25 protein-coding genes are annotated in these 25,938 nt (G+C 44.7%); 12 read left to right on the top strand and 13 right to left on the bottom strand.

Features of this window, described 5'->3' with window-relative positions; translation table 11 throughout:
- The first annotated feature begins 2 nt into the window (after positions 1 to 2).
- Positions 3 to 638 (top strand): DUF3347 domain-containing protein, encoded by a 636-nt coding sequence (locus tag ACE38W_RS15435; protein WP_375832142.1) that lies wholly within the window; start codon positions 3 to 5, stop codon positions 636 to 638.
- Positions 639 to 793: 155 nt separating this feature from the next.
- On the top strand, positions 794 to 1,255 hold the full coding sequence (locus tag ACE38W_RS15430) for a heme-binding domain-containing protein (RefSeq protein WP_375832141.1): 462 nt from the start codon (positions 794 to 796) through the stop codon (positions 1,253 to 1,255).
- A gap of 48 nt (positions 1,256 to 1,303) precedes the next feature.
- Here the strand turns inward: ACE38W_RS15430 and ACE38W_RS15425 are convergent, their stop codons facing one another.
- The 3 genes from ACE38W_RS15425 to ACE38W_RS15415 form a co-directional block, all read right to left on the bottom strand.
- Complete coding sequence (locus ACE38W_RS15425; RefSeq protein WP_375832140.1) at positions 1,304 to 1,675, bottom strand: winged helix-turn-helix transcriptional regulator; 372 nt, start codon at positions 1,673 to 1,675, stop codon at positions 1,304 to 1,306.
- A 140-nt stretch (positions 1,676 to 1,815) separates the two neighbouring features.
- The gene (locus ACE38W_RS15420; protein ID WP_375832139.1) at positions 1,816 to 2,757 is read right to left on the bottom strand and encodes a polysaccharide deacetylase family protein; all 942 of its coding nucleotides are present in this window, start codon (positions 2,755 to 2,757) and stop codon (positions 1,816 to 1,818) included.
- Between the two features lie 5 nt (positions 2,758 to 2,762).
- Positions 2,763 to 3,155: a DoxX family protein gene (locus ACE38W_RS15415; RefSeq protein ID WP_375832138.1), complete on the bottom strand. Its 393-nt coding sequence runs from the start codon at positions 3,153 to 3,155 to the stop codon at positions 2,763 to 2,765.
- A gap of 87 nt (positions 3,156 to 3,242) precedes the next feature.
- Here ACE38W_RS15415 and ACE38W_RS15410 point away from each other — a divergent pair, with 87 nt between their 5' ends.
- From ACE38W_RS15410 to ACE38W_RS15400, 3 genes are all read left to right on the top strand, one after another.
- The gene (locus ACE38W_RS15410; protein ID WP_375832137.1) at positions 3,243 to 4,097 is read left to right on the top strand and encodes an AraC family transcriptional regulator; all 855 of its coding nucleotides are present in this window, start codon (positions 3,243 to 3,245) and stop codon (positions 4,095 to 4,097) included.
- 53 nt (positions 4,098 to 4,150) lie between these two features.
- Entirely contained in the window at positions 4,151 to 4,948 is a 798-nt protein-coding gene (locus ACE38W_RS15405) for a helix-turn-helix domain-containing protein (RefSeq protein WP_375832136.1), read from the top strand.
- 79 nt (positions 4,949 to 5,027) lie between these two features.
- Entirely contained in the window at positions 5,028 to 6,572 is a 1,545-nt protein-coding gene (locus ACE38W_RS15400) for an FAD-dependent monooxygenase (protein ID WP_375832135.1), read from the top strand.
- 50 nt (positions 6,573 to 6,622) lie between these two features.
- On the opposite strand, the gene ACE38W_RS15395 is transcribed toward ACE38W_RS15400, so the two are convergent.
- From ACE38W_RS15395 to ligD, 4 genes are all read right to left on the bottom strand, one after another.
- On the bottom strand, positions 6,623 to 7,360 hold the full coding sequence (locus ACE38W_RS15395; RefSeq protein WP_375832134.1) for an SDR family oxidoreductase: 738 nt from the start codon (positions 7,358 to 7,360) through the stop codon (positions 6,623 to 6,625).
- Between the two features lie 66 nt (positions 7,361 to 7,426).
- On the bottom strand, positions 7,427 to 8,323 hold the full coding sequence (locus tag ACE38W_RS15390; RefSeq protein ID WP_375832133.1) for a helix-turn-helix domain-containing protein: 897 nt from the start codon (positions 8,321 to 8,323) through the stop codon (positions 7,427 to 7,429).
- 39 nt (positions 8,324 to 8,362) lie between these two features.
- Positions 8,363 to 9,403: a cupin domain-containing protein gene (locus tag ACE38W_RS15385; RefSeq protein WP_375832132.1), complete on the bottom strand. Its 1,041-nt coding sequence runs from the start codon at positions 9,401 to 9,403 to the stop codon at positions 8,363 to 8,365.
- Positions 9,404 to 9,464: 61 nt separating this feature from the next.
- Positions 9,465 to 11,603: a DNA ligase D gene (ligD, locus tag ACE38W_RS15380; RefSeq protein WP_375832131.1), complete on the bottom strand. Its 2,139-nt coding sequence runs from the start codon at positions 11,601 to 11,603 to the stop codon at positions 9,465 to 9,467.
- Between the two features lie 442 nt (positions 11,604 to 12,045).
- Between ligD and ACE38W_RS15375 the strand changes: the two genes are divergently transcribed.
- From ACE38W_RS15375 to ppsA, 3 genes are all read left to right on the top strand, one after another.
- Complete coding sequence (locus ACE38W_RS15375; RefSeq protein WP_375832130.1) at positions 12,046 to 12,321, top strand: hypothetical protein; 276 nt, start codon at positions 12,046 to 12,048, stop codon at positions 12,319 to 12,321.
- 223 nt (positions 12,322 to 12,544) lie between these two features.
- Positions 12,545 to 13,003, top strand: coding sequence for a MarR family winged helix-turn-helix transcriptional regulator (locus ACE38W_RS15370; protein WP_375832129.1), 459 nt, complete (start codon positions 12,545 to 12,547; stop codon positions 13,001 to 13,003).
- A gap of 12 nt (positions 13,004 to 13,015) precedes the next feature.
- Positions 13,016 to 15,619 carry a phosphoenolpyruvate synthase gene (gene ppsA / locus ACE38W_RS15365; RefSeq protein WP_375832128.1) on the top strand — a complete coding sequence of 868 codons (2,604 nt, stop codon included), beginning with the start codon at positions 13,016 to 13,018 and terminating at the stop codon, positions 15,617 to 15,619.
- Positions 15,620 to 15,664: 45 nt separating this feature from the next.
- Here ppsA and ACE38W_RS15360 read toward each other — a convergent pair whose 3' ends face one another.
- From ACE38W_RS15360 to ACE38W_RS15350, 3 genes are all read right to left on the bottom strand, one after another.
- Positions 15,665 to 16,630 carry a D-2-hydroxyacid dehydrogenase family protein gene (locus ACE38W_RS15360; RefSeq protein ID WP_375832127.1) on the bottom strand — a complete coding sequence of 322 codons (966 nt, stop codon included), beginning with the start codon at positions 16,628 to 16,630 and terminating at the stop codon, positions 15,665 to 15,667.
- Between the two features lie 69 nt (positions 16,631 to 16,699).
- Positions 16,700 to 17,512 (bottom strand): CPBP family intramembrane glutamic endopeptidase, encoded by an 813-nt coding sequence (locus ACE38W_RS15355; protein WP_375832126.1) that lies wholly within the window; start codon positions 17,510 to 17,512, stop codon positions 16,700 to 16,702.
- A gap of 131 nt (positions 17,513 to 17,643) precedes the next feature.
- Positions 17,644 to 18,822: a carboxymuconolactone decarboxylase family protein gene (locus tag ACE38W_RS15350; RefSeq protein ID WP_375832125.1), complete on the bottom strand. Its 1,179-nt coding sequence runs from the start codon at positions 18,820 to 18,822 to the stop codon at positions 17,644 to 17,646.
- 407 nt (positions 18,823 to 19,229) lie between these two features.
- Here ACE38W_RS15350 and ACE38W_RS15345 point away from each other — a divergent pair, with 407 nt between their 5' ends.
- The gene (locus ACE38W_RS15345) at positions 19,230 to 20,126 is read left to right on the top strand and encodes a helix-turn-helix domain-containing protein (RefSeq protein ID WP_375832124.1); all 897 of its coding nucleotides are present in this window, start codon (positions 19,230 to 19,232) and stop codon (positions 20,124 to 20,126) included.
- Here the strand turns inward: ACE38W_RS15345 and ACE38W_RS15340 are convergent.
- The 3 genes from ACE38W_RS15340 to ACE38W_RS15330 form a co-directional block, all read right to left on the bottom strand.
- The gene (locus ACE38W_RS15340; RefSeq protein ID WP_375832123.1) at positions 20,101 to 20,652 is read right to left on the bottom strand and encodes a hypothetical protein; all 552 of its coding nucleotides are present in this window, start codon (positions 20,650 to 20,652) and stop codon (positions 20,101 to 20,103) included. The genes ACE38W_RS15345 and ACE38W_RS15340 overlap by 26 nt on opposite strands.
- A 107-nt stretch (positions 20,653 to 20,759) precedes the next feature.
- Complete coding sequence (locus ACE38W_RS15335; RefSeq protein WP_375832122.1) at positions 20,760 to 21,743, bottom strand: aldo/keto reductase; 984 nt, start codon at positions 21,741 to 21,743, stop codon at positions 20,760 to 20,762.
- Positions 21,744 to 21,962: 219 nt separating this feature from the next.
- On the bottom strand, positions 21,963 to 25,052 hold the full coding sequence (locus ACE38W_RS15330) for a lantibiotic dehydratase (protein ID WP_375832121.1): 3,090 nt from the start codon (positions 25,050 to 25,052) through the stop codon (positions 21,963 to 21,965).
- 254 nt (positions 25,053 to 25,306) lie between these two features.
- Here ACE38W_RS15330 and ACE38W_RS15325 point away from each other — a divergent pair, with 254 nt between their 5' ends.
- The 3 genes from ACE38W_RS15325 to ACE38W_RS15315 are packed head-to-tail and all read left to right on the top strand — an operon-like array spanning position 25,307 to position 25,887.
- Entirely contained in the window at positions 25,307 to 25,465 is a 159-nt protein-coding gene (locus tag ACE38W_RS15325) for a hypothetical protein (RefSeq protein WP_375832120.1), read from the top strand.
- 31 nt (positions 25,466 to 25,496) lie between these two features.
- Positions 25,497 to 25,664 (top strand): hypothetical protein, encoded by a 168-nt coding sequence (locus ACE38W_RS15320; RefSeq protein ID WP_375832119.1) that lies wholly within the window; start codon positions 25,497 to 25,499, stop codon positions 25,662 to 25,664.
- Between the two features lie 40 nt (positions 25,665 to 25,704).
- Positions 25,705 to 25,887 (top strand): hypothetical protein, encoded by a 183-nt coding sequence (locus ACE38W_RS15315; protein WP_375832118.1) that lies wholly within the window; start codon positions 25,705 to 25,707, stop codon positions 25,885 to 25,887.
- Positions 25,888 to 25,938: the final 51 nt, after the last annotated feature.

The raw sequence follows: 25,938 nt of genomic DNA, 5'->3' as shown, positions 1-25,938 counted from the left end.
ACATGAAAAGAATGCTTTTGGGTGCTTTAGCCATCGCCGCCCTTACCTTTACCGCTTGCAACAACAACAGCAGTAATGCTTCGCATGAATCACATGATACACTTGCTTCACACGATGAACATGCAGGCCATGATCATGCGGCAGCAAAAGACGAATCAGTGGCAGAAATCAAACCTTCGTTTACCAACGTTGATCCAGCAGTGGCCGCCTCCTTCAAGGCATTGGCAGCACAATACCTGCAGCTTAAAAATAATTTGACGGAAGATAATACCGCCGGTGCAGCAAAGAGCGGCGAGGCAATGGCAGGCGTACTAGCCAGCATCAATAAATCTGCCATGACGGCTGAGCAACAAAAGTTATACGCTGAAAATGAAGATGATCTTCGCGAACACGCCGAACATATCGGTAAAAACAATGGCAATATCGCGCACCAACGTGAACACTTTGCACAAATGAGTGAGGATATGTATGCTCTGGTGAAGGCTTTCGGCGCAGGACAGCCACTGTACCACGATCATTGTCCGATGTATGATGATAACAAAGGCGCTATGTGGTTAAGCGAAACACAGGAAGTAAAGAACCCATATTTTGGTCAGAAGATGGCTGGTTGTGGCGCTGTAAAAGAAATAATCAAATAATTATTTTGGTAAGATGAGGGCATCTCAAAAGTAGTTTCTCTGCGAAATCCAATACAGACAAGAGAATTTTAATGACTCTCTTATTGATGATAAATACTTTATTTACAATTTCAACCTGAAACTACTTTTGAAACACCCTCTATAATAAAGATATTATGCGTAAAATCAAGATTGTCTTCCTGGTACTATCACTGGCTTTTATTGCTTTGCAATTCTTTCGCCCGACTAAAAACATAGCATCCGCCTCAATTACAACAGATGATATCAGTCAGGCCTATACGATTCCTGCGGAAGTACAACAGCTTTTGCAGGCGGCATGCTACGACTGCCATAGCAACAACACCCAATATCCCTGGTATACCAACATTCAGCCTGTAGGCTGGTTCATGGCTGCGCATATCAAGAATGGAAAAGCAGATCTGAATTTTAATGAATTTGGGAAATATTCGGCTAAACGCAAACATAATAAGTTGAAGCGTATGAAAGAACAAATCCTGTCATCAAATATGCCGCTGCCCTCCTACCGGCTGCTACATCCGGAAGCACGCCTCACAACAGCTCAACAAATACAAATCATCAATTGGATTGATAGTACCTTAAACGGCTATACGAAATAGTGCAGGCAGCTGTTTCTTTATGATCATTTGACAACAAATATTTATTAATTAACCATTCACAAACTCGCCATACGCTTGCACCGTTTGGTTTCCCCATGCTGTGATGGCTTCCAGCACCGGTACAAAGGTTTTACCAAATGACGTTAAATCATACACCACTTTGATCGGTGGCTTTTTGCCATATACCTTCCTCGTGATAAGCGCATCCTTTTCCAGTTGCTTCAGTTGCAAACTTAAAGTCATCTCTGTAATATCGGGCATCTCCTTACGCAACTCATTATATCGCTTCTCGCCATCCTTCAGATGATATAGGATAACAGCCTTCCATTTACCACCTACCAAGTCCATGGTTAAACTCACAGTGCATGGATATGCTTTGCCTTTCAACCTAACGTGATCGCCTATACATTCTGTTTTCATAAGTTGCTTTTTTATCTGTCTTCAAGCAAATGTAGGATGCTAAAGATAGTTTTGCAACTATAATTTTTATAGTATCATGTCAAAAGAAAAGAAAACCCATGTAAACGCTTTAGCAACATGGGTTTCCATCCTATCAACAACTATTCTCTTACAGTCGACTTATCGGTCAGCGCCAGTGCCGCAATTTCATCCTTCCTTTTAAAAGAAACACCTTTATGCGTTTGAATATATTTCAACAATTCACTGGTAGCTTTTACCATTTGCGGCGTACCACCAATGCGGTCATGAAAACTAATAGATAACTGCCGGCGTCTGTATTCACTCTCTGCATACAACTGATCAAATTCCCATTTCACCTGGTTAAAAAACTGATCTACAGAAAAGTGCTTTCCTTCTATCAATGCAATGTCATTGCAACGCAGCGTATAAGGCACCACCACAAAATCTTTATTATTAACCTGTGTTATGAAAGGCTCATCACGACTAAGATCATCGATGTGATAAGTGAAGCCTAGTTCTTGCAATATTTTCAACGTGTTTTCGCCCCGGCGCAACCAGTTTGCATTATACCCCACTGCACGTACGCCTGTTACTTGTTTGATAGCATCTACGCCATCCTGGATGAATTTCTTTTCTTCGGTATAGGGCATCGTATACTGCGTGCTCCAGTTCATGCCATGGGCCGCCGCCTCATGACCTCTCTCCACAATTTCCTTTGCCAGTGCAGGGTTCTTTAATACCGCTGCTCCTACCATATGCGAAGTCACCTTAACACCGTACTTATCCCAGTTATCCAACATGCGCGGAATGCCTTCCTTATAACCATACTGGAACCACGTCGCTCCAGGCAAATCAATATATCCCTGCTGCATATTCTGTGGAAAAGGACTTTCCGCATTATCCGGCTGCCCTCCCGCTTCAAACTGCATAGATATTGATACCACCAATCTGGAGCCATCTGCCCATTTGCTACGCTCCTTCGTTGTGTTTTGCGGTGCTGCCGCGAATCCTGCCAATGGCGCCATCATACCCGCTAAACCCATGATACTGCTCTGTTTGAGAAAATCCCTTCTTGTCTCCATAAAAGCTATTTATTAAATAAATTATCCAACGCACAGGAATTGGAAGCATTAAACTGCAACAGTATCGCGAAAAACGCCAGATGTATCAGCTGCCCTGTCAGCCAGTCCCACTGCTCTATCATTGTGCTGCCAAACAATAAGCTCAGCATGACAATACCACCCAGAATAGACGCCTGCCTGGTAAACAATCCAGCAATCAGCAACAGACCTACTAAAAACTCGGCAATAGGCAACGTATAACTGAAAGGCTTTACCAATGCCACTGGCAACATGGACTTTTCGAATTGCCCGGTCATCCACCCACTGAATAATGCCAGCTTCGGGAGTCTTACCAAACCATGGCCAAACATGCTTGCTCCAATGGCAAGTCTTAATAACAGATAACTTGTAGTGTTCATTGTTTTTCTATTTGAGTACTACAAAATTGGCTGGATTGTACAAGTAAATGTTGTACAATCAATGGAATGATTTGTACTTTTGCAGGTATGGAAATAAGGAATCTGCATCAGCCTTTTGAGCTGGACCTCCTGGAAACCAGCGAATACGAAGCCCGGGAACATCGGAAAACATTTTTCGAGATGGTATTTGTATTGGAAGGCAATGGCACACAAATCATTAATAAACATAGACTCCCCTATAGCAAGGATAAACTGTTTCTCATCTTCCCACAAGACACCCATGGTTTTGAGATAGAAGAAAAGACCCGCTTTTTCTTCCTGAGATTTAATACCAGTTATTTAAAAACACAACCCAAAGAATGGATACAGAAACTGGAATTTATCTTTCATAATTATGATCATCTGCCCGGTTGCATTCTGGATAATATCACAGACAAACCATTGGTAAGAGCCCTGGTAGAAGCACTGATACGAGAACATGTGAATCAGTATCCACAACAGGTAGATGTTGTAAAACAATTGATCAACACCATTATCACCATCGCTGCCAGAAACATGCTATCATTAGGCACCTGTAATGCAGGCGCGCCTAAGTCGAACATTGCTTTGGAACTGCTGGCCGACGTACACCAGCATATCTATGATCCTGAGCAGCTGAAAACCGACAGGATCGCACAACGGTTCAACATCTCTCCCACCTATATCAGCGAATATTTCAAACAACATACTGGTAAGAGTTTGCAAGACTATATCATCAGCTATAAAATTAAATTGATAGAAACCAGACTGCAGTTTACCGATATGAAGATGAATGAAATAGTATATGAGTTCGGGTTCAGCGATGCCAGTCATTTAAACCGGCTCTTCAAAAAGTATGCAGGCGTAAGTCCTACGGCTTTTAAGAAAAATTCAATGGCACAAAAACAGGAGCGCATCGCGTAATAGTATATGCGTTAACGTTACAGTCCCATTTCCTGATCAAAAGTTTTACGAACATGCTGCTTTTCCATACACACCAGGAGTTTGAATCACCAGAAGCATTAAAAGATACCATTAAATGCTTTTGGTATGAGAGAAGAGATTACCCGGATCAGGAAACAAGTTATGAGATCTTACCAGATGGCTATATTGAAATCATATTCCAATTCGGCAGCCTTTCCAGCATCGGCCCTGACGGATTTCTATTACCATTGCCATCTCCATATATTATGGGATTACTGAATCAGCCCATTTATTTAAGTGCCAAAAACCGCATAGAGATATTAGGAATCCGATGCTATCCATGGACTGTCTTTGATATGCTGGGATTACCTACCGGCAAAAATGGCCTCCAGTATATCACCCACCCAATGGCAGCACTACAATCGGAACTTCAAGAGTATATTACTGCCGGGCAGCCAGAAGCCGCTGTAGCCATTCTCCGCAACTATTTCCAAAGCGCCACGTCCTTGCTCGCCATCGACATGACACTATTCAAAGCGGGAGCCGCTATGACAGAGGCGAAAGGCACGCTATCGGTCAGTGAAGTGGCCGCAGCAGCCAATGCTACGGTACGTACGCTGGAAAGGAAATTTAAGCAGTCTTCCGGACATACTGTCAAAGATGTATCCGGTTTGATGCGCTTTGAGCAGGTCCGTAATCAACTATGGCTATTCCCTGACACTAACCTCGCAGGACTCGCCGCTGAACTGGGTTATACCGACCAGGCCCATCTTAGCAGGGAATTTAAACGTTATAGCGGCACTACCCCGGCAGCCTTTGCGCGTAAGCATAAAGCACAACAAAAGCCTTGAGAGATTTTGTCGCGTTTTTACAAGCCTGGGCCATTTGCATTGCTGAATTTTGTACCATCATAAAAGATACAATTCAACCATGCATACATTCACACATCATCCACCATACGACGTCATCATTTCGGGCGCAGGCCCCGTAGGACTCTTTCTCGCCTGTGAGCTGGCCCTGGCCAAATGTTCCGTACTCGTATTAGAAAAAAATCCTTCCCCAACATCAGCTTTAAAGCAACTTCCTTTTGGTATGCGCGGCCTCAACTCACTGAGCATTGAATCGCTCTACCGCCGTGGTATGCTGGAAGAGTTGCAAATCCATAAGCAACTCAAACATCCGCATAGTCAGCCTAAGAATCCTCCGCCAGCACCACAGGCAGGACATTTCGCGGGCATACCACTACTCCTTAGTAATATTGATCACACACAATATAAATTTCAGCTGCCCAGCTCTACTCCAACAGCCTTGATATCTGAAATGCAGGAGCTGGAAAATGTATTGCTCCAACGTGCAGTATCCCTTGGCGTTACCATCCTGCGAGACCAGGCTGTTACCGGGTTTGAGCAAACCGCCGACAACGTAACAGTGTTTACAAACGATCATACCTACACCAGTGGATGGCTGGTAGGCGCTGACGGCAGTCGCAGTGTGGTACGCAAAAACGGCGGCTTCGACTTCGCCGGCACTGAGCCTGCATTTACCGGCTATACGGCCAAAGTAGAATTTGCAGATCCTGAAAAGCTGCGTCCTGGCCGCGTAGCCACGCCACACGGTCTCTATCTTCAGTCTCAGCCAGGTTATATCGTTATACAGGACTTCGATGGCGGCGCCTTTCATGGTGCAGGTGAACCATTAACACTGAAACATCTCCAAAGTGTATTACGTCGTATATCCGGCACCGATATAACCATTAATATAATGCATACCGCCACCACCTGGACGGATCGTGCGCGGCAAGCTACAGCCTATCGCAACAACCGGGTCTTACTCGCCGGGGATGCTGCCCATATCCACTCTCCATTAGGAGGCCAGGGCCTTAACCTCGGCCTCGGCGATGCCATAAACCTCGGTTGGAAACTGGCTGCCACCATTCATAACAATGCGCCAGAAGGCCTGCTGGATAGCTATTTCACCGAGCGTTATCCCATCGGTGAAAAAGTCCTTGACTGGTCACGTGCACAAGTGGCTATCATGCACCCTGATCCGCATAGCCGTGCACTCAACGCCATGATGCGCGAGCTGCTCAACACCCGCGATGGTGCTACCTATGCAGCAGGCCGTGTATGGGGCATTTTCACGCACTATGATTTAGGCGGGCAACACCCATTGACAGGTTACAGCGTGCCAAACTTTGCATTTAAAGATGGCCATACCATTGGCTCGATGATGCATGATGGCTCCGGCATACTCCTGGATTTCCATCAGAATGCTGCGCTGAAAACCATTGCAGCGGCATATCCTCAACACCTGAAATACATCTCTGCCACACCAGAAATTAGTTTGGGTATTAATGCCTTACTGATACGCCCTGACGGAATTGTAGCATGGGCCACCGATCAGCAGCCAGATATCACGGAACTGCAAATGGCACTCGACAGATGGTTTACTAATAGTAAAGTTTTACAGCATTAAAAAAGGCTACCAGTGGGTAGCCTTCCATTACTTTTTATTGTCGTTTCTAATTACCATGGACTGATACCGGTTTCCGGTGCATTATCATCGCTAAAAAACTGACCTGTTGGGCCATCCGGTCCCAAGGTGGCCGCTTTCACTATTCTTGCTGCGGCATCAGCAACGGTGCCATAACCTCTGTGATGGTTAAAGTCGGTGGCCGTATATCCAGGATCTACTGCATTTACTTTAAATGCAGTATCCTGAAGATGATAAGCGAGCGTAATCGTAAAGGCATTGAGTGCAGCTTTAGAGGAGGCATAAGCTGCTGGCTTCACCTGGTAATATTTCCAGCTAGGATCGCTGTGCAAAGTAAGAGAGCTCAGTCCGGAGGTAACGTTCACAATCCTTGGCGCTGCCGCGGCTTTCAGGAGATTCATGAATACCTGCGTCATGGTGATGACACCAAAAACATTGGTCTCAAAAACATCTTTGAACACCTGAATGTCACTATCTATAGGCGATTGGTTCATACCTCCCAGGATACCAGCATTGTTGATCAATACATCGAGTTGGAATATTTTCTTACCCAGCGTTTCACGGGCGGATTTGATAGAATCGATATTATCTACATCAATAGCAATAGCTTCTACATTATATAAACCTTCAGCCTGCAGCTGATGCACAGCCTCCTGGCCTTTTTCCAGACTTCTTGCGCCCAGGTATACAAAATAACCTTGCTGTATTAATTGCCTGGCCGTCTCAAAACCGATACTCCTATTTGCTCCTGTTATAAGTACTGTTTTCATATGATTTTATTTGACAGCACAAAACTACATCCCGCAATGCCTAAGAGAAGAACACATCCAACGGTATTAATGGTACATTTCACGGGAGGCGCTCCGGTACTCCGCAGGCGTCATTCCTGTCTCCCTTTTAAAGAAGCGGTTAAAGTAGGATGCATCTGTAAAACCTAAGTCAAAAGCAATCTCCTTAGAGGTTTGATGACTATGGAAAAGCATTCGTCGCGCTTCTAGCGTTATACGCTCATGCATATGCTTGATGGCAGGCTTTCCGCTATGTTCTTTCACAACTTCACTTAAATGCCCGGCAGAAATATGCAATTGGGTAGCATAATCCCCTACCTCGTGCAGCTCCCGGAATGATTCATTGATTTTAGCCCTGAATCGCTTCAGCAAAAGCTTGTCCGGCGTAGTCTGATCTGCGCTATACTGCTCTACATATAAACGACTCAAATATGTCAGTAAAACAGTGATGTAAGCTGTCAACATTCTTTGCCGCCACGGGCCACCTTGTATATATTCCGCATTAATCTTTGCCAGCATATCTTCCATAAAATCTATATCGGCGGGCGACAATCGCAATTCATGCACACTGTAAGGATTGCGAATAATGGGCAACTGACTCAGTGCGGCATTCTCCTGAAAGCTCAAAAACTCTTCTGTGAAAGTAATACCAGTGCTATCTAATGCCCTGGCCTCTTCTTTCAAGAGTATCTGACTAGGACTTGTGAAGTAAAAGGTATTGTCCCGGGTCAAATATGGCGCCATATCTATCCATTTCTTAGCGCCTCCTTTTCGAATGAAAGCCATCAGATAATAGTTGTTACGGTGCGGTACATACAATTCTTTCCGGGGAATATGACCTACAAAATTAAAAACTCTGAAATTTGGGTTACCTATGATTTCATCCGGTTCTAATGTATATGTCGGAATCTGGGTATTGATCTCTGATATTTGCATCTTAATCATAACTACTACGACTAAGTTAAATCATTTTTTTTGCAGCTGCTAGGGAATCAGAAATCTGTCTTTTCTGGGGAACTTATCAATAATATCTGCCGGCACTCCAAAATTGCCTTCCAGCAAGTCGTCAGGGTTGCCACTTAGCCAGGAGCTCAGGTCTATTGCTTCATAACGGCCACTATTAAACGCAATTAATATCACCAGATCTTCCTCTCCCGTATTTTTGATATAATGTCCTGCGCCCATGGGAATATAGCCCACATCACCTGCTTCGAAATTATCTTTCGCAAAATTATGCTGCGCCAGGAACAATCCTATTTCAGCCCTCCCCTGGATGATATACTGCCATTCGTCTGCATTCGGATGCCAATGCATTTCCCGCAATCCGCCGGGTTCAATCTCAAACAATGTTCCGGTAATCGTGGCTGCAATCGGAAATTCTGCCTGTGTCACTACTCTTTGTATGCCGCCGCCTGGCACCAGTCTTGGCTGCTGTGCACTCAATGGATAACGATGTGCCGACACCAGGCTGGGCGCATTCACCGGAAACGCCAGTCCCGACCTGATGCTTGGCACCTGCCCCTGAGCAAAGTAGACTTCTTTCCTCGGCAGCATGGCTACTTCGCTGGTGGTGATACCCAGGTTCTGCGCCGCAATCTCCGGTGGCACGCAGCTAATAAAATCTGTGATGCTGAAGGTATGGTCTTCTGAAAAATTACCATTATCAAAAATTAAAATAAAATGGCATTGCTCTTCTCCCACACATTGCAGTACATGCCCATATCCACGAGGAAAATACCAGACATCTCCGGCGGAAAAAAGATCTATATGTGTATTACCCTGTGGATCCACCACAGTGGTACGCATCTTTCCCTTGAGAACATATGCCCATTCAGCGGCATTGGCGTGCCAATGCAATTCACGCATGGCGCCAGGTTCCAGCCACATACTTACGCCGGCAATATTTTTAGAGATAGGAAATTCGTTGACGGAAACGCCTCTGGTTATTCCTCCGTTTCCAGTACGAGGAGTAGCGGCTTCCAGCCTGTATTTGAAGTTGATGGTATCAGACATAACAATTTTCACATGCGTTTTTTTGCACGGATGAAATACAGAACACCAACCACTGACGGATTGTTTGAAGCAATCATCCCGGAATAGCCCCACCAGGTAATTCATACTCACGTATTATCTTAGCAAGATCTATCCCCTTACCTAATACCGGCTTAAAAAGATCACCTTCTTTCTTTAGTCGCGGCAACACATTGGCGATGTTGAAGTCGGCAATGCTCAAGCCTTTCTTTACTTCCTTCCAGTGCAATGGCGTAGATACAGTAGCTCCAGGCTTGGGTCTTACGGAATAAGGTGCAGCAACTGTCGCATGTGGGCGGTTTTGCAGGAAGTCCAGGTAGAGTTTTCCTTTACGGTCATTAACAGTACGCTCAATACTTGTAAATCCAGGCAGCTGCCGATGTACCAGTGTTACGATCGCACGCCCGAACTCCCGGGAATGGATATACGAATATTTTGCACCTAGCGGAATATAAATATGCATGCCGGTAGAACCACTTGTTTTAGGATAAGAGGGCACGCCCAGGCCATCCAGCACTTCTTTTGTCACCTGCGCGGCTTCTATCACCTGTTCAAAAGTACTTTTACTGCCAGGATCCAAATCGATGATACACCATGTAGGATGGTCGGGATTCTTGGTGGTGCTATTCCAGGGATTCATTTCTATGCATGCCATACCAGCCATAAACAACAAAGTACCTTCATTATTTCCCAGCAAAAATTCCTTATCACGAAGGTCCGTATCACTATGAAAGGCATAGGTATCCATCCAATCAGGCACTTTGCCCATCACATTCTTTTGATAAAAACCTGGTGCGTCAATACCGTTAGGATAGCGGTTCAGCGACTGTGGCCTGTCTTTCAGATAAGGTAGTATATAAGGCGCTACCTGATAGTAATAATTGATAAGATCTCTTTTGGTAAATTTTTCTTTGGGCCAGAATATTTTACTTAGGTTGGTAAATTTAAGTTCATGCCCACCAATGCTACGTACCTGCGTTTCATCTTTAGGGTTCAGCAAGGTTTTACGACTACCCGTTATTGGGGGAGTGATAAAGGATTGTTTCTTTCCTGCCAGGATCTTCTCTGTCGCCACTGCTTTTTCAAAGCCTACTTCCTTTGCAGCCTTATCTTCCCGCATTCCTTCAAAGGAAGGATGCCGCATGACACCATCGCTGGTCATTTCCGTATAGCTTACCTCACAAATTAGCTTTGGCTGCAACCAGGTAGGCGTGGCCTTTGGCGGGTCAGGCCGGAAGCGGCTGGGGTTATTGACATTGGGCTCTCTGGAAAAAGCTGTTGAAGAAATGATCAACGGTTTAAATTGTCGCAGCATTTGTTCCTGCTGCTTTACACTAAAGCCTGTACCTATTTTTCCTGTGTAGATAAATTTCCCTTTTTCGAACACTCCTACCAGCAAGGAGCTGAAAGGCTTGCTACTGCCTTCATTCATCGTATAGCCACCAATCACTACTTCCTGACGCTTATTGGCCTTGATTTTTACCCATGCCCTGGAACGATCGCCAGGCATGTATTTGCTATCCTTTTGCTTGGCCATAATACCTTCCAATCCCAATTGCTTTGCACTTGCCAGAAATTCGGTGCCGGAGATATCAAATGCTTCGCTCAATTTTATGAGCGAATTTTTAGGTACCAGTTCTTTTAGAAGCGCCTTGCGCTCTACTAATGGCAGGTTTCGCAGGTCATGTCCATCATACCAAACAATATCAAAGAGATAATACATCAAGGTACCATCGGCTTCGCTGCGCCAGTTTTGTAAAGATCCAAAGTCAGAGCGGCCTTTGTCATCTGCTACTACAATTTCTCCATCTACGATAGCATTGATGTGCCAGTCTTTCAACGCAGCAAATACCGGATAATACTTGTCATTAAAGGATTTGTCATTTCGACTTTTAATTTCCACCACTCCTTTGTTCATAAAAGAAATGCCTCTGTAGCCATCCCACTTTATTTCATATATCCAGTCTTTATCATCGAAAGATTTGTTGACTAGTGTGGCCAGCATTGGTTCCAGGTGAGTATAAAAGGCTTGCTTAGGCGCATGCTGTAGTATAGTTTTCAACTTATTGCCAGCAGGCCGCAGCTTAACGGATTGTTTTGCCACAGATGCTTTCGCTGCCGGAAGTTTGGCAGTGGTCTTTTTACTTTTGGCCGGAAGCTTAGCCTTCGTCTTTATTACCTTTTGTACTACCATAGCTGTAGCGTATTTGGTTATATAAATAACCAGCAAAATGTTTCATACCCAATACCAGTTTTAGAAAGATGCCAATGTGATAAATATCCTTTCTACTTCTTCTTATCAACACCCACAACTCCTACGCCAGGATGAACTTATATGCCAGCGCTCCCTAAGTGGTAGCTTGATATTGCACAAACGCAAGCATAAAGCCACCATTAACTGATACAGGAAATACATCTGAACAAATGATCATTGGCCCTGCCCCTAAACCAACTGAACAAAAGTGCGACCTAATAGTGACTGTGGATTTTTTTCATCATGCAACCATCATATTAGCCGGACATTTCCCCTGTTTATAGGAATTTAGGGAGATAAAACCCGGAATATACTGGCACATTTTAGGTGGAAGATAAAGGAAGGGGCCTGTCCCAATTTTTCATACTTAATGCAGAAAATTATGGAAAGCAATACAGAGAACATATTTCCTGAGGGAGAAGTTACCAAAAAGATTGAGCATCAGACCGCAAGGCTACCTTCAGATACTTTTCTATGGGCAGCCTTTGCAACGATGAGTACCGCCTTCTTTTTGCAGTGCATGGGCAAAAAACATACGGGTCTGTTTGTAGGCCAATGGGCCGCCCCATTGCTCCTGTTTGGCATCTACAACAAGATCGTAAAAACGCATGGTAGCGATAATTCCGAAGAGGTGGAGGAATCCTATCTAAGCTACTAATAGGTTATTATCTCTGGAATGAGAAGGTTTGATGGACCGGGAAGCGTTACCAGCTGGTAACGCTTCCCGGATTTTTATTTAACCTAAATGATAAGATATTATAGGTCACCTGTAGACATTTAAAGATCCTATCTATTCCTGATCATTTACGCCATACATAATTTTCTTGATTCCCATATAAATATTATCTTAGTATCTAAGATATTTAGTAAATAAGATATAAATGGAATCAGCAGCCACCAGAGAAATCCGTAAACTCAGCCAACACTACGCGTATACATCGCTACAGCTACACGAAGCCGTAGCCCGGAAAGCCGGCCTGTCCGGCACCGATCATAAATACCTGGGCTTCCTGCTGGAAAGAGGGCCCCTGACAGCTGGCGAACTAGCCACCCTCAGTGGACTCACCACCGGCGCCATCACCGGACTAATAGACCGGTTCGAAAAGAAGAAACTGGTGAAAAGGAAGTTCGCCGAAGATGATCGCCGAAAAGTAATCATCGTACCAGACAACAAAAGGATCATGGCCCTGTTGGAACCGCTGTACCGCGACTTCAGGCACAATACCATTGCTTTGCTCTCCTCCTTCTCTGAAAAGGAGCAACGAGTACTGGCAAACTACTTCTCCCAAGCCATCGCCTCCATGAATACTGCCACCGAAAAACTCAATAGTAAACTATAAAAGCAGGCCATCATGATAAGCTCCAATAACTATACACGCAGCTTCCAGGATATAGACAAATCGATGATCACGCTGGTAGGCGGTAAAGGCGCTAACCTCGGTGAACTTAGCCGCCTGGATGGCATCCACGTACCACCAGGATTTTGTATCACCACCGCTGCTTTTAAAAGAATTATTGAGGATAACACCCTCATCAGGCAGCTTCTGGAAACACTGTCGACACTCAACACCAATGATAAAAAAAATATCCCTGCCATCAGTGCCCAAATTCGCGCCGCTATTATCTCCGCCACTATCCCGCAGGAAATAATTACGGCAATAGCTTCACAGCTCCATGCCTTCGCTGATAATACTGCCTTCGCAGTACGTTCCAGTGCCACTGCCGAAGACCTGCCATCCGCCTCATTTGCAGGGCAACAGGACACCTATCTCAACATCATCGGCCAAACCAGCTTACTACAATATATCAGCAAATGCTGGGCATCTCTCTATACCGACCGCGCCATCATCTACCGCATACAAAATAAATTTGATCATCAAAAAGTAAGCATCGCCGTTGTTATCCAACAGATGATACCGGCAGATGTTGCAGGTATACTCTTCACCGCAGATCCCATCACGTCCAACAGAAAAATCCTTTCTATCGACGCAGGTTTCGGACTCGGAGAAGCACTGGTATCAGGTATCGTCACCGCAGACAATTTCAGGGTTAGCAACGGCGCCATCATCAGTAAACAAATAGCGACAAAAAAATTAGCTATCCACGCAGATAGCAGCGGTGGCACCACCACTGCCGATATCCCTTCAGATCAACAGCAACAAGCATCGCTCTCCGACGACGCCGTATTGCAGCTCGAAAAACTCGGGAGAATAATTGAAGCTCACTTCGGTCAGCCACAGGATATTGAGTGGTGCCTTGCCAATGGTAAATTTTATATCCTGCAAAGCAGGCCCATTACCACGCTGTTTCCCATCCCTGTTGTCAACGACCAGCAAAACCATGTTTATGTTTCTGTAGGCCACAACCAGATGATGACCGACGCCATGAAGCCGCTGGGACTTTCCTTTTTCCTCATGACCACCGGTAGACCCATGTACATCGCTGCTGGCAGGTTGTTTGTAGATCTCGCCGCAGACCTGGCATCTCCGGCCCGAAGAAATGTGATCATCAACACACTCGGAAAATTTGATCCATTGATCAAAGATGCCTTGTTTACCATCCTCGAAAAACCAGGCTTCATCAAGGCCATAGACGGGGAAGTAAGCAGCGGCAACACCCCTGCTGTAGATTATCAGCAGCTGCACGACTATGGCCCCGAAGTGGTAGAAAAATTGATCACTAATAGTCAGCAAAGCATCCAGGAATTAAGAGAAAACATCTCTGGCTATTCAGGGTTGGAACTTTTCGATTTTATCTTACAAGATGTAAAAGTAATGCGAGAAGATATGATGGACCAGGAGAGTCTGGGTGTCATACTTACCGGCATGAACGCCTCCACCTGGATCAACGATAACATCTACGAATGGCTGGGCGAAAAGAATGTCTCGGATACCCTTGCCCAATCTGCGCCCAATAATATTACTTCGGCAATGGGCCTGGCACTGTTGGATGTTGCAGACAGCATCCGCCCCTACCCTGCAGTTATCCATTATCTTCAGCAAGCACGCGGAGAGAATTTCCTGGACGAGCTTCCTGCCATTGAAGGCGGCGAAGTAGTCAAAGAGGCCATCAGCAATTTTCTCCAGCGATATGGCATGCGAGGTGTCGGGGAAATAGATATCACCAAACCACGGTGGAATGAAAAGCCTTCCACACTGATTCCGCTGATACTGAGTAATATCAAGCACTTCGCTGCCGGCGAAAGCGCCAGAAAATATGATCAGGGCACAAAAGAAGCCTTTAACAAGGAGCAGGAAATATTGGAGAAATTACGGCAGCTGCCCGATGCGGAAGAAAAGGTTACAGCTACTAAGCGTATGGCCACGCTTGTACGCGATCTTGTGGGCTACCGCGAGTATCCTAAATATGCTATTGTCAACCGATATTTTATTTATAAAGAAGCGCTGCTTAAGGAAGCTGCTCAGCTATTGCACCATGGGGTTATACAGGATATCACAGACATTTACTTTTTGTCTTTTGAAGAACTCCGGGAAGTTGTCCGTGCACAATATGTAGATGCCAGTCTGATAGCACAGCGGAGGCAAGACTTCCACCATTATGAGCTGCTGAGTCCTCCCCGCGTCATGACCTCCGACGGTGAAATTATAACGGGAAAGTATAAACGTGAAAATCTTCCTGAAAATGCGCTCATTGGATTACCTGTGTCGGCAGGTATGGTAGAAGGCCGGGCACGCGTGATTTTAAACCTGGAAGAAGCTAACCCTGAAGAGGGTGATATCCTGATCACCACATTCACAGACCCCAGCTGGACACCGGTATTTGTAGGCATTAAAGGGCTGATTACAGAAGTAGGCGGACTAATGACACATGGCGCTGTTATTGCCCGTGAGTATGGCCTCCCGGCTATTGTTGGCGTGGAAAACGCCACTAAACTGATTAAAGACGGCCAACGTATACGCCTACACGGAACAGAGGGATATATTGAATTTCTATAATAATGATGGGATGCGACATTACTATCGCATCCCATCTCCAATATTTTATCCTAACACTTCTCGATTCGCTATATTGGTAGGATTCCCCTGTATATAGTTTATCACGTTTTCAAACGCTTTACTGAAATACAATTCATAGCTGTCGTGTTCCACATAACCAATATGCGGCGTACAGATTACATTGGGTAGCTGTAACAGCGGATAATTTGTATCATAGATAGGCTCCTCTTCATAAACATCCACAGCAGCAAAGCCAGGATGGCCTGCTTCTAAGCTTTTCAGTAGGGCACCAGGAGCGATCAACTCCGCGCGGCTCGTATTCACCAGCACCGCAGAAGATTTCATCTGCAACAGGTCTGCCTCCTCCACAATACCCGCGGTATCTTTATTTAGTCGCAAGTGCAAACTAACCACATCGGCTATACGAAAAAAAAGTTCCTTGCTGTCTGCCTGCTCAAAGCCATCTGCCAAGGCTTGCTGCCTCGATTTTTCACTACCCCATATCAATACCCTTGCGCCAAAAGCTTTGGCATATCCGGCAATCATCTTCCCTATCTTTCCATAGCCCCAGATGCCTATTATCTTGCCCTGAATAGTGGAGCCAATATTAGTTTGCCATAGCCCTTGCCTGAAATCGTGTATGGCTGCAGGTATTTTTCGTACTGCATTCATGATCAACGCCCAGGTTAACTCTGCGGGCGCCACCGGCGAGCCGATACCTTCCGCCACTGCTACCTTATGCGCTGTACACGCAGCCAGGTCCAGGTGGTTGGAGATCTTCCCCGTTTGACTAATCAGTTTTAAATTGGGCAAACGACTTAGCAGTGCTTCCCGCACGGCAGTTCGTTCTCTGATAAGTACCAGTATTTCAACATCCTGTAATTTCTCTGCCAGCAATACAGGATCCTTTTCAGAAGTATTAAATACCTGTACGTCTTGTCCGGCAAGCATCTTAAAGCAATCCAGCTCTTTCACAGCGTTCTGATAATCATCTAAAATCGCAATTCTCATCTTTGGGAAATTTTGGTGCAGTGAATAGAAATATAACAAGGCCAAAGGTAATTATCAGCGCTGATTCTATCAATTTGTTTCCTGTACAGGCATCTTCCTATATAAAATCAGTACCAGTAAAATTCCCGACAGCATGGCCACTACAAAAGCCCCCAGTCCTACTTGCTGCATTTGCTGCTCATAACCCGACGCAGTAAGCGCTTTCCATATTCCAGGCTCACCCTTGAAACCCAGGCTCCATTGCCCGAAATTCCAGGCAGCGTGTAGTCCTAACGGTAACGCGAGTCCTTTCGTCTTCAAAGCGGCAATACCAAAAAGTACTGCACCCAGTCCGGAGCCTATTATAGCAACCAGCCAGGGCATCCCTGCAATAATATGTTCTGCAATAAAAATGACAGTGATGATTGCAACTGCCACTGAACTGCCTAACTGCTGATTTAAACGCCGCAACGCATAGGAACGAAATACCAACTCTTCTCTTGTGGCCACCAGCAAGTATAGGAGCCCGGCTGCAAGCATTTGCGTTCCAGATATATCGTTTATGCGCACCAGTGTAAGATGCCCGTATCCTACAAGAATCAAGGCTTGTATCAATGGCAACATCAATCCTATCCCAATACCTGCAAGAAACCTAAGGATAGATTTATTTCCAGGGACAACACCAGTATTTGTAAGGCGTATATTTTCCCATTTCGCAAAAAGATGCACTAATAGCAAAGTCAATACTGCTGAGAGGAATAGCGATAGATAGTTCGCCATACGCGGCGGCAAAAGTTTTACCAGGATACTACTACCTATAAATATTACGGTACTGCTGATATAAAATAGCAGCACGCGAAATAAAGTGGTTAGCTTATTGTTGGAATCCTGAAATGCAGACATAGGAGTAATTTTATCTTTATTAAGATACACAAATTAAGCCCCTAATAAATTTTGTATCAGAATATTCGATGGACTTGGCTATTTCTCCAATTAATCTCCTAACAGGAGCAACCAGCCATTTATACGTACTATTACGCTTCCTTCTCTTTTGGTGGCAACACTTCGTTCAAACATGCGATAGCATTGAGTGTACGCGGATAACCAACATAAGGCAACAGTTGTGTCATCAAACTGATTAATGATTTTCTATCATTGCCAACGTTGGCATTGCCTTGTATATGCCCTTTGATCTGCGTTTCTGTGCCTCCTAGTCCAATCAGAAAAGATAAGGTCAGCATCTCCCTGATTTTAACATCCAGACCTTTCCTGGTAACATAATCGCCGAAGCAGTTGGCCGAAAGTAATTGCTGAATATGTAAAAGATCTTTAGGCGAGTTCTTGTACATGTTTTCAATATTAGTACCGAAGATGGCCTTTTGTATCGCGAGGCCTTTTTCGAATCTCGTCTCTGGTGTAGTAACACCAAGGTTTTCCAAAGGCAGGGAGATTTTTTTCTGCTGAAAGATATCATTGGCAGCATGCAGGAAATCGATCACCTTAGCCAGTCCTACGTAGGGAACTGCCTGGTAGACCACCTCTCTTATTTCCAGCGGTTTGATTTCATTATTGAGCGCAGCATGCACGAACATTCGAAATTCAGTAACAGCCTGACAACCGATAGTGGCCGCCATAATGACGAGTAGCCTTGTTCTTACATCCATGGAATCATGCTGTAATACCTCATCAAAAGCGAAGTTGCCAAATAATTGTTTCAGTTCAGGATCAGTGATGGCTGTTTGCGACCTGTAACCTGCCCATAACATGTTATGATTTTCTTTTGCCTTTTCAGACAAATGATCCGGCGTTGGCGGAGAGGTATGTTTAAAGGCGTTGTATTCTTCTTCAGTAACTGCCTGGAGCCAAGTGGTTTTATCTTTGCTGTAATCAGAGATGATGGCGATATGTCGCATTGCCTGGTGATGAGAAGCTCCATGCCAATGGTCAATACCCTTAGGAATTTTCACTACATCTCCTTGTACGATTAACTGTACCGGCTTACCTTTTTCCTGGTAATAGCCATGGCCTTCTGTAACGATCAGAATTTGCCCGGAAGTATGGCTATGCCAGTTAGTTCTGGCCCCTGGCTCAAAGGTAACCATGCCTATATTCATGTTGTAGCCTTCTTCTGGCTTAACGGCCATATTCACCCATACACGACCCGTAAACCATTCTTCAGGGCCTGGCACGCCTTTATCAGTATATGTTTCCATGATAATATTATTTTCAGGGTTTGCTGATGCCCAGATTTTCATTTTTATAGCACTCCGGTTGTTCTACTACCAACCTTCCGTTTGCGCCCATAACGAGTACACTTTTTATCATTCCAGAATTAAATTCCCTGCAAAAATGAGCATATCTATTGACACCTCAGGTATACCAATTACTGCTCCTCTTACCATTTTTCCTGTCTTTTAGTTAGATGATTAGCACGGATAACGCCGGATGATCACCCACAATCAATTGGGTAACAATTGAAAAAGATATTAAGTTTATAAAGATGATCAACAGTAGGTCTTGTATACCAGTTACAGATTTATCTACCTTTATTACTGATAAGACGCAATACCAACCTGCATGTCACCTTTTAAAGGTAAATTAGCAGTATTAAGCATTTCCCATGGAAGAGATTGTAAAATTGGACAGTGTATCCCAATACAACGATATGCGGGGCGTACCCACTTTACACCCTTTAGTAAGTGTGATCGATTTGTCCAAAGCGAAGCAGATGCCGGCAAAGCCTTTTAATTTCGGGTTATATGGCATCTATCTGAAAGAATTAAAATGTGGAGAACTGAAATATGGCCGCAATATGTACGACTACCAGGAAGGTACCCTCGTATTTATCGGCCCTGGACAAGTATTGACTGTACAGCCCAAAGTGAAAGCCTTTGAAGCCAAAGGATGGGCACTGTTTTTTCATCCTGAATTACTAAACGGCACCTCCTTAGGTAAGCATATCCAGGATTATTCTTTCTTCTCCTACGATGTAAACGAAGCCCTGCACCTCTCCGAACAGGAAAGACAAATCGTGCTGGACTGCTTCCAGAAGATACAGTACGAACTTCAGCATGCCATCGACAAACACAGTAAAAAATTGATCGTTTCAAACATAGAATTATTCCTAAATTATTGCATACGGTTTTACGATCGTCAGTTCATTACCCGCGACAATAGCAACCGTGGCATATTGGAAAAATTCGAAGGCCTACTGATAGATTACTTCAACTCCGACAAGCCTTCCAATATTGGATTACCAACGGTTGCATGGTGCGCCAGAGAGCTGCATTTCTCAGCCAACTATTTCGGTGATCTGATCAAAAAAGAAACGGGCGTTTCTGCACAGGAATATATACAGTCGAAAGTGATCGAACTGGCAAAAGAACGCATTTTCGATTTAGACAAATCGGTAAGTCAGGTAGCTTATGAATTAGGATTTAGGTATCCACAGCACTTTACGCGCTTATTCAAGCAACGTGTAGGAAGCACGCCTAATGCTTATCGGATGCTGAATTGATGGGAGATAAATGCCAACCGCATCTTATTGGGGTATAACAAATAATCTCCATTCCTTCTAAGGTATAATATGGAAATTTACTCCTTAACGCTTTAATGTCCCTTGCTAACAGGGACATTTTTTGTTCCGTACTGATACGCCCCTCACAGGTTTTTATTTCAAAATGAGTGATAAAAGGAAGATAAATATCAAAATCATTTTGCTGTGAAGCAGCTGGAAATATCTGTTTCAGATCACTATTCCTGAAAATAGCAACCAGCTTATTTATCTCCACTTGCAATTCTGGCCTTACATTACCAGTCAGGATCACGGAATCACTCATCTCGCCGTTCCTGTACTGAAATTTAGCGGTGGTGTAAAACGGCCCTGCACAGGAGTCCTCCATAATACGTGGAATGCGCATTTGTTTGGAGAATGCCCTTTCCAGCTGTTCTACTGTCGTAATCGTTGTAGTTTTTTGTTGGGCTACTGTCACGGTGAGGTTTGCCAGCAATAATGCCAGGCTGAGGTAACAAAATGGTTTCATCTTTCTAAATTTTACAGTAATGATTACTATCTATAATGAAGAAGGCAGGAAGTCTTTCACTCCCTGCCAGTTCCAAAATGTATATACGTTACCGTAAATAAAAAAGATTAACGCTGCGTCATTTTCTGCATACTTTCCGGATACCTTGCACCTGCGATGGCAATCTTAGCGGCGGCAGCATCAATACTTGCCAGATCAGCAACAGATAGTTCGAGGTTCACCGCCGCGATATTTTCGTGTAGGCGCGACAGTTTGGTAGTTCCAGGGATAGGAACGATCCATGGCTTTTGCGCCAGCAGCCATGCTAAAGCTATCTGGGCAGGTGTCACTCCTTTATTCGCTGCTGTTGATTTTAGAAAGTCTACAAAAACCTGGTTCGCTTTCCTGTTTTCTTCGGAAAACCGTGGCAGCGTATTACGGAAATCATTTGCATCAAACTTGGTATTTTCATTGATCGCCCCTGTCAGAAAGCCTCTGCCCAGCGGGCTAAAAGGTACAAATCCAATTCCCAGTTCTTCCAATACCGGAAGGATTTCAGCTTCCGGCTCTCTCCACCATAAAGAGTACTCGCTCTGCAATGCCGCCAAAGGCTGTATCGCATGTGCTTTGCGAATATTGCTTACACCCGCTTCAGACATGCCCCAGTGGCGCACCTTGCCTTCTTTAATCAACTGCTGTACAGTGCCTGCCACGTCTTCAATAGGTACAGCAGGATCTACACGGTGTTGATAAAGTAAGTCGATATAATCTGTTTTAAGGCGTTTCAATGAAGCCTCTGTTACTGCTCTGATATTTTCAGGTCTACTATCTACACCCAATGGCGGCTTCCCATCTTTAAAACCAAATTTTGTAGCTATCACGACTTTATCTCTCATCCCTGAAAAGGCTTCTCCCAGCAGTTCTTCATTATCATAAGGTCCGTAGGCTTCCGCAGTATCAAAAAAAGTAATGCCGGAATTATAGGCATCATGTAATAGTTGAATAGCTTCCTGTTTATCCATCGATGCACCATAAGCAAAGGTTAGCCCCATGCATCCCAGGCCCAGTGCGGAAACTTCCAGCCCGCTTTTTCCAAGTATTCTGCTTTTCATTTTCTTACGAGGTTTAATATGTAAATAATCAGGTGCAGTTGCCTGCATTTTCGATTGCGTTATGTTCATCAACAACGCAGAACAAAGGTCAGCATTGTAACAGAATATACCTGTATACAAAATACCGGTTCTTCTACCATTATTACATATTAACGAAAGATAAAGCTCAATTGTTAGTACTCATCTGTTTTTTAGGGGAGATGATCCACTGGTTTTCCTTTAATTGGTCGCCGGCTGCTGCTTATTAGCCCTCGCCAATGCCGACTGGTAATGCCTGTCCAGGAAATGATAAATAACCAGCTCATGCCTCCTTTGTCCCGCCAGCAAGATCCTGTTCAGAAACATATGGATATAGCTGCTCAGCAACTGATATTTATCGATATTACCGCTACTGGCAATAGCCTCCTGCAAACGGCTGCTACGTTGCATAAACAACGGCTGTACCTCCTCCGGCAACGCTCCGCTCAGCACAGGAACAATGACACCCCGCTCTTTTCTGAACTTATCATTCAGCAATTGCATCAGGTCTTTATCTCCCTTAAATTCCTTGAAAAATCCCTGCTGCAACTGTTGCATATAATGAGCTTTTTCTTTCAGACTGAATCCAAAAATATCCAGCAGCTGATCGGTACCCGCAACGCCCATGAGCCAGCGATAGTCCTCTCCTGCTTCTTCATCCAGCAAATCAATTACGCCTAATACAAAGTCACTGTCGATATGAAATACAGTCTCACTGAATTCCATCGTAGTATTACCATACCTTTCCAGCTCACGTGTATACGTGTCCGTTTGAATACGACTGATGAGTGCCGCATTCCCGGATTCATTCACCTTTTCGTATAGTCGTTCCAGTACTACCGCCCAGAATCCCTTTCTGCCAGCATGATGGAAACGCATGCGCAGGTGATGATCCGGATCAGTATATCGTATAAAGAACCATTTGTCGATGATGGCTTCTTCCTGCAATTCGGTTACCAGTGGCAACACGATTTCTTTCAGCATATCTTCAGCGGTACGCGTACCACAGTAAAGTTTTACATACAACCATTCACTACCGGTAACGAATGCACGCTGAACCATGTCCTGTTCTGCTTGCAACGGCGGTAGTGCCACTTTGCCAGCATCATTGAATAATGGTATGATGACTTCATTCGTATATTTACCGGCATCTCCGGTCACCCAGCATTGATCAGGTGTCTGCAAGTATTCTTGCAGCATAAGCCTGTCTTGCTTTTCCATGGATTTGCCCAGCAGCATACAGGAGGCCGCATTATCGAGGTCCAGTAGCAGCTCATTATCACCTTCCACCAATACCACAAAGCGCGGCAGCTCCCAGCGCTCGCGGAATGCTTTAATTTCATCCATATAACGGTCGCGGTTAAACGTAGATTTATCCTTGCGCCAGCTCCAGGTGTTCTTATTAAGAATGATTTTGCCATAGCTTACTCTTGGCAGCCTTGTCCAATCATCCGGCACCAGCCACTGCCAGGAGAATCCTGGTCGGTAGTCCTGGTGTTGCAGCTCACAGAGGAACTTATAAATACCAAGGCCGTTACGGTAATTATGCGCAGTGCTTAAGCGGGGAATGATCCATTTATTAAGGCGTTTGGAGCGTAATCTTACTTTTCCACCTCTGATGCTTACCATCAGGTCATCAATATGGATTTGCATTTCCTTAGGCGCCTCGCTGGCAGCGAGGTAAACGATTTCATAGTCACGAAGTCTCGGTCGCATAAGGATATTTCCAGTACGTGATTCCGGCAGATGTACAATCTCCGCATAGATTGCATCAGGTTCCAGCGCTTCTTCTCTGCGCAGGGCGGCCTGTACTTTCATAGCCAGGTCTGTATCGCCATGGCAGAAGCGCCCCAGCAGATTAGCAGCCGAAGGACCGCTGATACCGCTCATATCAAATGTATAATCGCCAGCGTCAATGGCTTCACTGCTGGCTGCCATCACTTTCCCCATCAGGTATAAACTACCAGGAAAAGGCGTATCGCTTTTCTCCGTCAGTGTTGCCAGGTCTTCTGCAGTCAGCTTTATTTCCTGCCAGCCATGGCTGGCACTTTCCCGCAGTTGCCGGATCTGAAACTCCAGCATTTTAGAGCGTTGTATAGTCTCTCCTCCGCTGGCTCCTCCAGGCAGTACCAGGTCGTCCAGCAACGGCGTATGATCGGCACCGTTACCCTGTGCACCATAACCAATACCTGCTTCGGTGTCCAGTGCAAGGTTGAGTGGCACCTCTTGCTCCTCATACCTGGAAGAAAAGGCCGTGATGAATTTCTCCAGGTCTTCGCTGACACCAGGTTTAGCGAGTTGTAATAGTTCGGCCGACTGCCTGCTCAGTTCAGAGAGTACTGTAGCGGAGAGCTGCGCCTGTTCTGTATGTAGGAATAAATCGGTTTGTAAAAGGTCTTTGCTACTGGTACCTGGCAATAATTCTTTTACCAGTCTGCTGATTTCAAGATAGGCAGGCAGGCCTGGAGTTTGTAACTGCGATGCGATCGCATGCAATTGCGGTAATATGCCTGCAGCAGCAGGAATATGTTCCAGTCTGCGCAGCAGTCTGTGGAAAAATTCTTCTCCTGTAACGGTGGCTTCCAATTCACTCACCAGCAGCTGGTTGGCGATGAGTTCATCCGTAAATGCGGCGGCATCGTACCAGGTGATATCATTTTCTTCACTGACTACCGATTGTCGTATGGCCTCGAGGGTAGCGCCGTTGGCTGCTAGTTCCAGCATGGCTTCGAGGTAATCGCTGCTGTTGACCGCCGTCAGGAAATAGTTCCTGAATTTATTCTTGATGGAATAGGCCGCGTAGCGGTACCTGTTGCCCGACTTATATAAGGAGTTGTTAGGATAGAATAATAATTGCTCTTTGACTTCCGGGATCGCTACTATGCTGGCAGCGAGTTCGGCGACATAGTTCATATCCAGCCGGCAATGACGGCGGTGTTGCTGTGGGGCCGACAAGCTGATTTTCGTATAGTCGTTAGCGATACCAGTGGCACAGCCTGCAAACAATCCATATGGCGTACATCGCGAACTCATTCGCAATATGTATCGATATAAGGCGGTACTAAGTTTGGCTTCTTCTTTTTCAGCAAAAACTTCTCCGTTCAGCCAGCGTTGCATTTCCTGAAAAAGCTCTGGGGATGCGATATAGATGGCATCCTGCATGAGCGGGTCCTGGAATATTTCCTTCATGGCGGCAGGTAATGTTTCCGGAGTAAGATGTTCTAAACGAAGGATAAAGTCGGCCGGTAGTAATGGTGTACGTACCGCGAAAAAATTTTCTGCACAGATCATGGTTATTTTTTGAAAGTAATTGAAGTTAAATGTTAATGTACTAGCGGAACATCACGTAAAACCGTGATATTATACGTTTAAACATCTATCAAAAAATCACGTTTTTCCGTGATAAACTGCAATTCAGTTTGTTACTACTTTTATGAAACAACGATAAAAAAACCTGTAAGCACAACTTTAAAAATTATCCTCGAAATAAACTTGAAATAAACCTATCCACGATATTCATTTATTAATCTTCACAAAAATCGGTTATGAGAAAAACAACAGAAAAAAAGCTGACGCTGAACAAAATCAAAGTTGCTAAACTGGACAACAGCCTTTCTGGCGATGCAAAAGCTCCTACCTACACTGGTTGCAGCCTTTTTGCAAAATGTACACCAGCAAACACTAAAGCAACCTGCAATTTCTAATTTCTGATCACACAAAAAACAGACCTGTTTTATGAAAAAAGCTGTAGTTAAAAAATTGAACTTAGGTAAAATCAAAGTAGCAGAAATGGGTAAAAGACCTGCGGTAGATGCAGGTGAAAATTTACTGTCTGCTTCCTGGAAAATCGCTTGCCTGAGTCAAGGTGCGCCTATCTGTAGCGTTGATTCTTGCAGACACTAAGCAGAGATCTTCTTTTCTTTCATATAATCAATCGCGTTTTATGAAAAAACAGTCTCAGAAAAAAATGCAACTCGGAAGAATTAAGGTAGCAAGCATGAATGCCACCAATGCTGATGCAAAAGCAACTGCTGGTACTTGTACTATCCTTTGTTCTACCGTTTGTAGGGCAGCCAACACCAGTATGGGTGCTCCTATTTGCAGCATTGACTCCTGCAGGTTCTAACCGGACCAATTGCAGCTAATGGCTTTGCCATCTATATTCATTACTAATCTG

The organism is Chitinophaga sp. Hz27, from assembly GCF_042263525.1.
Taxonomy (GTDB): domain Bacteria; phylum Bacteroidota; class Bacteroidia; order Chitinophagales; family Chitinophagaceae; genus Chitinophaga.
This window is presented reverse-complemented; position numbering and strand designations above follow the sequence as displayed.